Origin of the sequence: Mesorhizobium argentiipisi (SeqCode) (assembly GCF_037179585.1) — a bacterium.
In the GTDB taxonomy this organism is placed as follows: domain Bacteria; phylum Pseudomonadota; class Alphaproteobacteria; order Rhizobiales; family Rhizobiaceae; genus Mesorhizobium; species Mesorhizobium argentiipisi.
In genome coordinates this window covers 1-8,890 of sequence record NZ_JAPYKO010000061.1, presented here as the reverse complement: position 1 = coordinate 8,890, position 8,890 = coordinate 1, and the positions used below count along the sequence as shown (strand labels likewise).

7 protein-coding genes and 1 pseudogene are annotated in these 8,890 nt (G+C 64.3%); 2 read left to right on the top strand and 6 right to left on the bottom strand.

What is annotated here, in order from left to right; all coding sequences use genetic code 11:
• Positions 1–306 precede the first annotated feature (306 nt).
• The 5 genes from O7A05_RS33645 to O7A05_RS33625 form a co-directional block, all read right to left on the bottom strand.
• The gene (locus tag O7A05_RS33645; RefSeq protein WP_337097697.1) at positions 307–978 is read right to left on the bottom strand and encodes a UdgX family uracil-DNA binding protein; all 672 of its coding nucleotides are present in this window, start codon (positions 976–978) and stop codon (positions 307–309) included.
• Between the two features lie 143 nt (positions 979–1,121).
• Entirely contained in the window at positions 1,122–2,528 is a 1,407-nt protein-coding gene (locus O7A05_RS33640) for a glutamine synthetase family protein (protein ID WP_337097696.1), read from the bottom strand.
• A 26-nt stretch (positions 2,529–2,554) separates the two neighbouring features.
• Complete coding sequence (locus tag O7A05_RS33635) at positions 2,555–3,931, bottom strand: aspartate aminotransferase family protein (RefSeq protein ID WP_337097695.1); 1,377 nt, start codon at positions 3,929–3,931, stop codon at positions 2,555–2,557.
• Positions 3,932–4,000: 69 nt separating this feature from the next.
• Complete coding sequence (locus O7A05_RS33630) at positions 4,001–4,975, bottom strand: WD40 repeat domain-containing protein (RefSeq protein WP_337097694.1); 975 nt, start codon at positions 4,973–4,975, stop codon at positions 4,001–4,003.
• A gap of 230 nt (positions 4,976–5,205) precedes the next feature.
• Positions 5,206–6,252, bottom strand: a complete 1,047-nt coding sequence (locus O7A05_RS33625) for a CobW family GTP-binding protein (protein ID WP_337097693.1) — start codon at positions 6,250–6,252, stop codon at positions 5,206–5,208.
• Between the two features lie 385 nt (positions 6,253–6,637).
• Here O7A05_RS33625 and O7A05_RS33620 point away from each other — a divergent pair, with 385 nt between their 5' ends.
• On the top strand, positions 6,638–7,111 hold the full coding sequence (locus O7A05_RS33620) for a MarR family winged helix-turn-helix transcriptional regulator (protein ID WP_027169177.1): 474 nt from the start codon (positions 6,638–6,640) through the stop codon (positions 7,109–7,111).
• A 178-nt stretch (positions 7,112–7,289) separates the two neighbouring features.
• Here O7A05_RS33620 and O7A05_RS33615 read toward each other — a convergent pair whose 3' ends face one another.
• The gene (locus O7A05_RS33615; protein WP_337097691.1) at positions 7,290–8,147 is read right to left on the bottom strand and encodes an AraC family transcriptional regulator; all 858 of its coding nucleotides are present in this window, start codon (positions 8,145–8,147) and stop codon (positions 7,290–7,292) included.
• Between the two features lie 45 nt (positions 8,148–8,192).
• On the opposite strand from O7A05_RS33615, the pseudogene O7A05_RS33610 reads away from it, so the two are divergent.
• A pseudogene (locus O7A05_RS33610) lies at positions 8,193–8,599 on the top strand (DUF2000 family protein).
• Positions 8,600–8,890: the final 291 nt, after the last annotated feature.

Sequence of the window (8,890 nt, the reverse complement as noted above, 5' to 3'; positions counted from 1 at the left end):
GCCTCTTCCTGTGGTGCGGGGTCTGCTTGGAACAGCCCCGTGCAACTGTTCAGGTTGATGGTTCATCGGTGGGAAGGGACCGGGCCATGCCACGGCCTGTCCGAAAGGACGACCAGGATCCACTCGGTCTCCTTCCCACTTCAACCATACACCAGAACCAACACACAGGATTCTAGGGTCTGCGCGCGTCGCTTCGCTCCTTGCTCGGCCCGTGAATGACGAAGCGATAGGCGCTTCGGCTAATCTCCAACGCCGCAGACCCGTTCAAAAGCGCATGCCCTCCGGTCCCTCGGGTGCGTAGAACGATCAAGCAGCCATCAGCTGCTTCACCTTCCGCATATCCTGCAAAAACCGCTCCTTCTCAGCCTCCTTGTCCTCCCGATCGCGGATGCGCAGGATGAAGGACGGGTGGATGGTCACGAATACGCGCAAGCCATCCTCGCGCTCAATCACATCGCCGCGCATCTTGGTGATCGGCACCGCCTTACCGAGCAGCGACTGCGCCGCCGTCGCGCCGAGCGCCACCACGAGGTTCGGCTTGACGAGGTCGAGCTCCTTGTCCAGCCACCAGCGGCAGGCCTGGATTTCGCCGGCATTGGGCTTCGAATGGATGCGCCGCTTGCCTCGCGGCTCGAATTTGAAGTGCTTGACCGCATTGGTCACATAGACCTTGCGGCGATCGATCTCTGCGTCGTCCAGTATGCTGTCGAACACCTTGCCCGCCGGTCCGACGAACGGCTTGCCGGCCAGATCCTCCTGGTCGCCGGGCTGTTCGCCGACGAAGATCACATCGGCATTCTCCGGCCCCTCGCCGAAGACGGTTTGCGTGGCATCGCGCCAGAGCGGGCAGCGGCGGCAGCCTTTCGCCTCTTCGCGCAACTCCGGAATATCTTCGGCCTCGGGCGCCACCACATCGGCCGGCTCGGGCGTCGGCCAATGCTTGGCCTTCACCTTGGCATGGTGCGGTGTGGTTGGCATCCGGTCGATCATCTCTGACGCGGCTCTGTCTGCTCCTGCTATCAATCTGGAATGAGCGAGGCCTCGGGAAGGTTCCGCCAATATTTCCTCGGCATCTCCTTCTGTCGGCAAAACGTGATCGCCGCGCCTGCCGGGCCCTGTGTTCAAACCTCATGCAGGTAGAGATGATAGTCCAGCTCGCTGACCGTCCGCGCGACGCGCAGATATTCCGCCTGCTTGATCGCCACAAACGTTCGGTGCAGGTCGGGGCCGAGCGCCGATTTCAGGAAATCGGAGCCTCTGGCCGCTTCGATCGCGGCGCGCCAGTCGGCGGGCATGCTCGACTTCTCCGCTGCCTGTTCGTAGCCGTTCCCGGTCGTCTCGGGGCCGGGGTCCAGATGCTCATCCAGGCCTTTGACGATCCCGGCCAGCACCGTCGCCGCCACCAGATAGGGGTTGGCGTCGACGCCCGACGGCCGATGCTCGATGCGGCGGTTCTTGGCGTCGCCCGCCGGCACGCGCAGCGCCACCGAGCGGTTGTTGACGCCCCAACTGGGCGCCACGGGCGCGTAGGATTGCGAGACGAAGCGGCGCCATGAATTGGCGTGCGGCGCAAACACCAGCATCGATTCCGCCATGGTGTGGATCAGGCCGCCGAGCGCGTTGAGCAGCTTTGGCGACCATTTCTCGCCGGCGCCCTCGGTGAAGACGTTGCGGCCGGCATCGTCCTGCAGCGAGACGTGGAAATGCATGCCGGAGCCGGCATAGGCCTCGATGGGCTTGGCCATGAAGCAGGCGGTGACACCGTGCCGGCGCGCCTGTGCCCTGACCAGCCGCTTCAGCATGACGAGGTCGTCGGCCGCCCGCATCACGTCCTTGCGGTAATTGAGCGTCAGCTCGTATTGGCCGGGAGCATACTCGGAAATGACGGTTTCGGCCGGAATGCCTTGCGCCTTGGCCGCGGCGTAGATGTCGGAAAACAGCGGCTCCATGCCATGCAGATGGTCGACCGAATAGACCTCGGTCTTGGCCGAGCGGCGGCCGTCGAGCACCGCGCGGGCAGGCTGAACCTTGCCATCCGCGTCGCGCTCATTGGACAGCAGGAAAAACTCAAGCTCGAAAGCTCCGGCCGGATGCAGGCCGCGCGCCGCCAGCAATTCCACCTGCCTTGCCAGCACCAGCCGCGGGTCGGAGGTCATCGGCTGGCCGTCGAGATGGTGCATCGACATCAGCACCTGGCCGCGCGGCGGGTTGGTGCCGAAGAGCGGCACAAGCGTGCCGGGGATCGGCCATGCCCTGAGGTCGCCGTCGCCGGTGTCCCATACCAGGCCGGTTTCGTGCACATCCTCGCCGGTGATGTCGAGGCCGAGGATCGAGATCGGCAGGTGGCGGCCATTCTCGAAAATGCCCATCAGCTCGTGCCGGCGCACGATCTTGCCGCGGCCGATTCCGTTGGCGTCGGTGAGCACGATGTCGAACGCCTCGATCTCGGGATGCCCTTCGAGAAAGGCTTTTGCCTCAGCGGGCGTCGAGCCTGAAGGCGAAGTGGTTACGGCGTTGGGATTGTCCATGTTTGCCAATCTTTCAGCTACTTGTCTCACGCCGCAAGCTTGCCCGCAACAGCGGCGAAAGCCGCGATCAGCCGGCTCACTTGCGCGGAAGTCGTTGCCGGCGAGATCAGCATCATGTTGTGGAACGGCGCGATCAGCACGCCGCGATTGACCAGCGCGACATGGATGGCGGCTTCCAGCTCCGGCGCATGCGCTTTTTCCGCCTCGCCGCCATTCCCGAGCGGTCCGGGAGCGCAGATGAACTCGACGCGGGCGCCGACCCGCGCGACATGCCAGGGCAGCTTGTTTCGCTCGATGACGGCGGAGAGCCCCGCATCGAGCCGGCGCGCCAGCCGGTCCATATGGGCGTAGGCCGCCTCGGTCATCACCTCTTCCAGCGTCGCGCGCATTGCCGCGAATTGCAGCGGATTGGCAGACAGCGTCGTGCCCATGCCGGAATAGCCGGGCTCCTTCGCCCGGTTGTAGGAACCGTAGCGCGTAGCGACCTCTTCGCTCATGCCCCAGATGCTCGCCGGCACGCCGCCGGCCACCGGCTTGCCGAGCACGAACAGGTCCGGCTCCAGCCCATATTTGCGCGTGTAGCCGCCGGGGCCGGTGGAGATGGTGTGTGTTTCGTCGATCAGCAGCAGCGTGCCGGCCGCGCGGGTCAGGCGCCGCAGCGCGTCGTGGAAGCCGGGTTCCGGCAGCACCATGCAGGAATTGGTCAGCACCGGCTCGGTGATAACGCAGGCGACGTCGCGGTCAGCCAGCGCTGCTTCCAAGGCGGCAACATCGTTGAACTCGAGGATCTTCGTGGCTCGCGTCAGGTCGCGGAATTCGCCGGCCAGCCCAGGCCGGTTGACGGGTTTGCCGTCGATCAGCCGCACCATCGTCTCGTCGACCGAGCCATGATAGCAGCCGTTGAAGACCAGGATCTTCTCGCGCCCGGTGACGGCGCGGGCGACTCGCAGCGCGAAGCGGTTGGCGTCGGTGGCAGTGGTTGCGATCTGCCAGTAGGGAAGCCCGAAGCGCTGCTGCAGCAGCGTTCCGATCGCCAGCGCATCCTCACTGGGCAGCATATAGGTCAGTCCACGCCCGGACTGCCGGCGGATGGCGCGGGCGACAGCCGGCGGCGAATGGCCGAGCATCGAGCCGGTATCGCCAAGGCAAAAATCGTCGAGCTTGTTGCCATCGGTGTCGGTGATGGTGGCGCCCTTGGCGCCGTCGACCAGGATCGGGAACGGCGTCGGCCAGTCCGTCATCCAGTGCATCGGCACACCGCCCAGAAAGCCGGCAATGCCGTTACCGAGCTTCGCCTCGGATTTCGGACGCGCCTTGCGGAAAGCGGCGCCCTCCGTCTCGCGCAATTCAGCGATGCGGGCGATGTCGATGCCGCCGATGAGAGTCCGGTGGATTGAATGCATGAAGTCCCCCTCAGGCAGTAGGCAGCAGGTGCCGTCGTTCCCTAAGCCCTACCGCCTATTCCCTACTGCCTACGCAGTGATATCGATCACGCCGCAATCGCCGGCGGCGCTGCCAAACACGACGCGGCGTTCTTCCTTGTCCCACATCATCGACGTGATGGCGCCCTTGCCGGGGCGGCGCAGCAGCACTTCCTTGGCGTCGGCGAAGCGCGCCGCGATCACCATGCCGTCCTCATAGCCGATGGCCGTGACGTCCTGGCTGGGATGGCAGACGACGCAGGTCACCATCGTGTTGCCGCGCGTGCCGAGCTCCAGCGGCGCCTTGCCCATCGGTCCGTCTTTGCTGGCGAACGGCCACACGATCGCCGCCGGCGCGCCGGAACTCGCCAGCCATTTGCCCTTCACGCTCCAGGACAGGCTCTTCACCTTGCCGGGATAGCCGCTCATGCGCATGTGCTTGCCGTCGGCGAGCTTCCAGCCATGCAGCGCGTTTTCCTGCATGGTGGTGACCAGAAAGGCGCCGTCCGGCGAAAAGGTGATGCCGGTATGAGCGCCGGCCCATTCGAGCTCCACCGGCTTGCCCTCGGCCGCCGGGAAATGCAGCGTCGCGCCATTGTAGCGGGCGACGCCGAAGCGCATGCCCTTGGGTGAGAAGGCGAGCCCCTCCACGGAGCGCGGATGGGCAAATTCCTTGATCTTGCCGTCGGCGAAACGCACGAAGGCGGTCTTGCCCGAAGCATAGGCGACCGCGCCCTGCGGTCCGGCAGTGACGCTGGTCACCCATTTCCTGCCGGCGCTGGCCAGTTCGCCCACCTCGCCGCCGGCCTTCACGGCAAACACCTTGCCGTCCTCGCCACCGGTGATCAGCCGGTCGTTCGCAGCGTCGTGGAAGGCGGCCAGCAGGCCGTCATTGGCCTGCATGGTCTTGTGCCCGTTATCCAACCGGTGGATTGAACCGTCAGCCAGAGCGAAATGCGGCACGTCGTCGAGAAAGACGGCGGCGACGCAATGGCCTTCGAGATCAAGCGGGGCGACTGTGGGCATTATAGATTGGTCCATTCGAGATTAGCCAGCGAGGCTTGGTGTGCTCCCCCTTCTCCCCTTGTGGGAGAAGGTGGATTGGCGCGCAGCGCCAAGACGGATGGGGGTGTTGGACGGATCGCCGCCATTGCCAAGCTGAAGTACCCCTCATCCGACCTCGCTTCGCGAGGCCACCTTCTCCCACAAGGGGAGAAGGAAGAAGGGGGCAGCGCTAGCGCCTGAAAGTCAGGAAATCAAGCCGCCTGGCAGGCTTCAAAACTCTTCCTGAGCCGCTCGGCGTCGAGGTCGCGGCCGATGAAGACCAGCCGGCTCTCGTGTTTTTCGCCATCCTTCCAGGCACGTTGATGGTCGCCTTCGAGGATCATATGCACGCCTTGCAGCACATAGCGGTCCTCGTCGCCCTTGAGCGCGATGATGCCCTTCAGCCGCAGGATGTTGGGTCCCTCCATCTGGGTCACCTTCTCGATCCAGGGGAAGAACTTCTTCGGGTCCATCTCGCCGCCGCGCAGCGACACCGACTTCACCGTCACGTCATGGATGTCGGACGGATGGTCGTGATGATGGTGGTCGTGACCGTCATGATCGTGGTGATCATGATCATGGTGGTCATGATCATGGTGGTCGTGCGCGTCGAGGAAATGAGGGTCGTTCTCCAGAGCGCGCGACAGGTCGAAGGCGCCGCGGTCGAGCACTTCGGTGAGCGCCACGCCGGCGCGCTGGGTGCGATGGATCCTGGCCGCCGGGTTGATGGCGCGGATCGTCGCCTCGACCTTTTCGAGCTCTTCCGGTGTGACGAGGTCGGTCTTGTTCAACACCACGACATCGGCGAAGGCGATCTGGTCCTCGGCTTCCTTGGAATCCTTCAAACGCAGCGGCAGATGCTTGGCGTCGACCAGCGCCACCACCGCATCGAGCTTGGTCTTGGTGCGCACGTCGTCGTCCATGAAGAAGGTCTGCGCCACTGGCACCGGATCGGCAAGACCCGTGGTCTCGACGACGATGGCGTCGAAGCGGCCAGGGCGTTTCATCAGGCCCTCGACGACGCGGATCAGGTCGCCGCGCACCGTGCAGCACACGCAGCCATTGTTCATCTCGTAGATTTCCTCGTCGGATTCGACGATCAGGTCGTTGTCGATACCGATCTCGCCGAACTCGTTGACGATGACGGCGTAGCGCTTGCCGTGGTTCTCCGACAGGATGCGGTTGAGCAGTGTCGTCTTGCCCGCGCCGAGATAGCCGGTGAGAACGGTTACGGGGATTTGCGTCTGTGCATTGCTCATGGTTTGCCTCGAAAGTCTTGGCTCGAAAATCCTGGATTGTCGGCCTCATATAGGATGGGTGCCGCGCTTTTGCACGCGCCAAACCGATGGGCCAGGCGGACCCTCTAAGCGGGACGGCGCCAAGCACGGGTCAGCGGCGGCTGAGACAGGCCAGACGCAGGACTCGCACGGGAGCCCAATGGCCTTCACCAGCGTTCGCGGTGAATCTCGCCGGCGCAAAATTCGTTTGTCATCTAACTGAAATAAACATCTGGCATCACCTGCGCGGGCACCGCAATGCTTGCCGGCAAAGCGTTCCGCAAGCCGGATTCTTAGAGATCGTCATTGCCAACCGTCGGGCAGCCTCTATGCTGGACGCGCCGGTTCGGCCGAAGAGGGAATGGCCATGGCCAAGGCGGACAAGACAGCGACAATGAGCCGGCTGCATTCGGCGGCAAGGCTGGCGCGCACGGCGCTCGCGGCGCGGCTTCTGGCGCATGGTTTTTACGCCGGCCAGGACCAGATCATGCTGGCGCTCGACCGCGAGGACGGCCAGACCCCCGGCAATCTCGCCGGCAGGCTCGGCGTACGCCCGCCGACCATCACCAAGACCATCAACCGGCTGCAGGCGCAGGGTTTCCTCGAAAAGCGCGCCTCCAACGCCGATGCCCGCCAGGCCCATATCTTCCTCACCGAGTCCGGCCGCGAAACCATCCGCGCCATCGAAAAGTCGGTCAAGAAGACCGAAAAACAGGCGTTGAGAGGCCTCGACAAGAAGGACCAGAAGGCGCTGTTCAAGCTGCTGGCCCGCATCGAGGCGAATCTGTCGAACGAAGACCTGGTGCTGATCGACGACGACGCGGAGTTGGATGAAGCGTGACGCGCAGCGTCATCGCTCAACCGCAAGACGTTGGTGACAGACGCCCGATGCGCAGCATCGTCGCGCAACCGCGGACCAAAGCATCGGCGGCTTAGCGGAGAGGCGACGATGCTGCGCATCGCGCCTGAGCGCCATCACCGGACGTCTCGCCGTTGAGCGACGATGCTGCGCATCGCGCTTACGCGCTTACCAGCGTCGCCCAGCGACCCGGCGTCATGCCGAATGCCTTCTTGAAATGCCGGTTGAAATGGCTCTGGTCGCTGAAGCCGGCGCCGGCAGCGATCTCCGCGAGCGACTCGCCCTCGACGATCATGCGCCGCGCTCTTTGCAGCCGGCGCATCAACAGGAAGCGGTGCGGGCTGGTCGAATAGGTGGCGCGAAAATGGCGCGACAGCGCGTAGCGGTCGAGGCCGGTAATGGCCTCCAGCTCATCGGAACGCACTGCCCGCTCGGCATTCTCCTCGAGATAGTCGCGGGCAAGCGCCGCCGCGCGCCAGGCGGTCTTGCGCGTTGATTTTGCCGGCTTTCCGGCATGGCGTCTCAGCTGTTGCGCCAGCTGCGCGACGAAATCCGCCACGAACAGGTCGCCGAGTTCTTCGTCCAGCGGCCCCAGCGCCGAGAGCAGCGTGTCCCGCAGCGCCGGATCGTCGACCACGGCGTCGCGCACGAAAGGTAGCGGCTCGCCATCAAGGCAGTCGAGCAGCAGGGACGGCTCCAGGTAAAGGATCCGGTAGCGCAGCCCGTCCTCCGTTCCGGCGCCGCCGTCGTGCAATTCGTCGGGGTGCAGCACGATCACCTTGCCCGGCAGGCTGTGTTGCAGCGCGCCGCGATAATGGAAGCGCTGCACGCCATGCAAGGTTACGCCGATCGCGTAGGTGTCGTGCCGGTGGAGCTCGAAGGCGTTGCCGTGGAAGCGCGCTTCGATGCGTTCGAGGCCAAGCCCGCCCGGCGCCGAAACGATGCGATCGCCATCGGCCGCATCCGCGCACGAACGTTCAAGACCTTCCTGCGCTTCCGCGTCTAGAGCCTGCGCCATCGCCTTGTCCCGCCCGTGATGGGCCATCTCGGAGTCTCAATTTTGGTGTTCGATACGAAAATTGCAATTGTCCTGAGAGAGGATCTGCCGGTGTGGCAGAAGCTCAACGTCACCGCGTTCCTGACCAGCGGCATCGTCGCGCAGTTCCCCGAGATCATCGGCGAGCTCTATCGCGCCGCGCCGGCAACCGTTACAACCCGATGTCGATCCAGCCGGTCATCGTCCTGTCGGCCGATGCCGCGACGCTGGGCACGATCCACCGCCGGGCATTGGAGCGCGGCGTGACGACGTCCGCCTATATCGAGGAGATGTTTTCGACCGGGCACGACCTCGCCAACCGCGCCGTCTTCGCTGAATTCGCGCCGGACGATGCCAAGGTCGTGGGGATCGCCATGCGCGGCGAGAAAAAGCTCGTCGACAAGATCACCAAGGGCGCTCGCATGCATGCTTGAACGGACGAAAAGTGTCGTTTGCGGCAAACAAGCGGCCGCCACCCAGCTTCGTCATCCACGGGCGCAGCGGGAGCGAAGCGGACGCGGAGACCCGAGGATCCATTGCCGTGACCTTCGCCGAAATGTGCACGGAGCAGAATTCTGCATCGTCGCAACGCTTTAACGTCACGGAATGGCAACTGTGTTCATGCGAATGCGGTTTTGTCGCGAATGATGGCGTTGAGGACGACCAGGAGCTTCCTTGCGACGGCGATGATAGCGAGCTTCTTGGAGCCCGACCGGGCAGCAAGT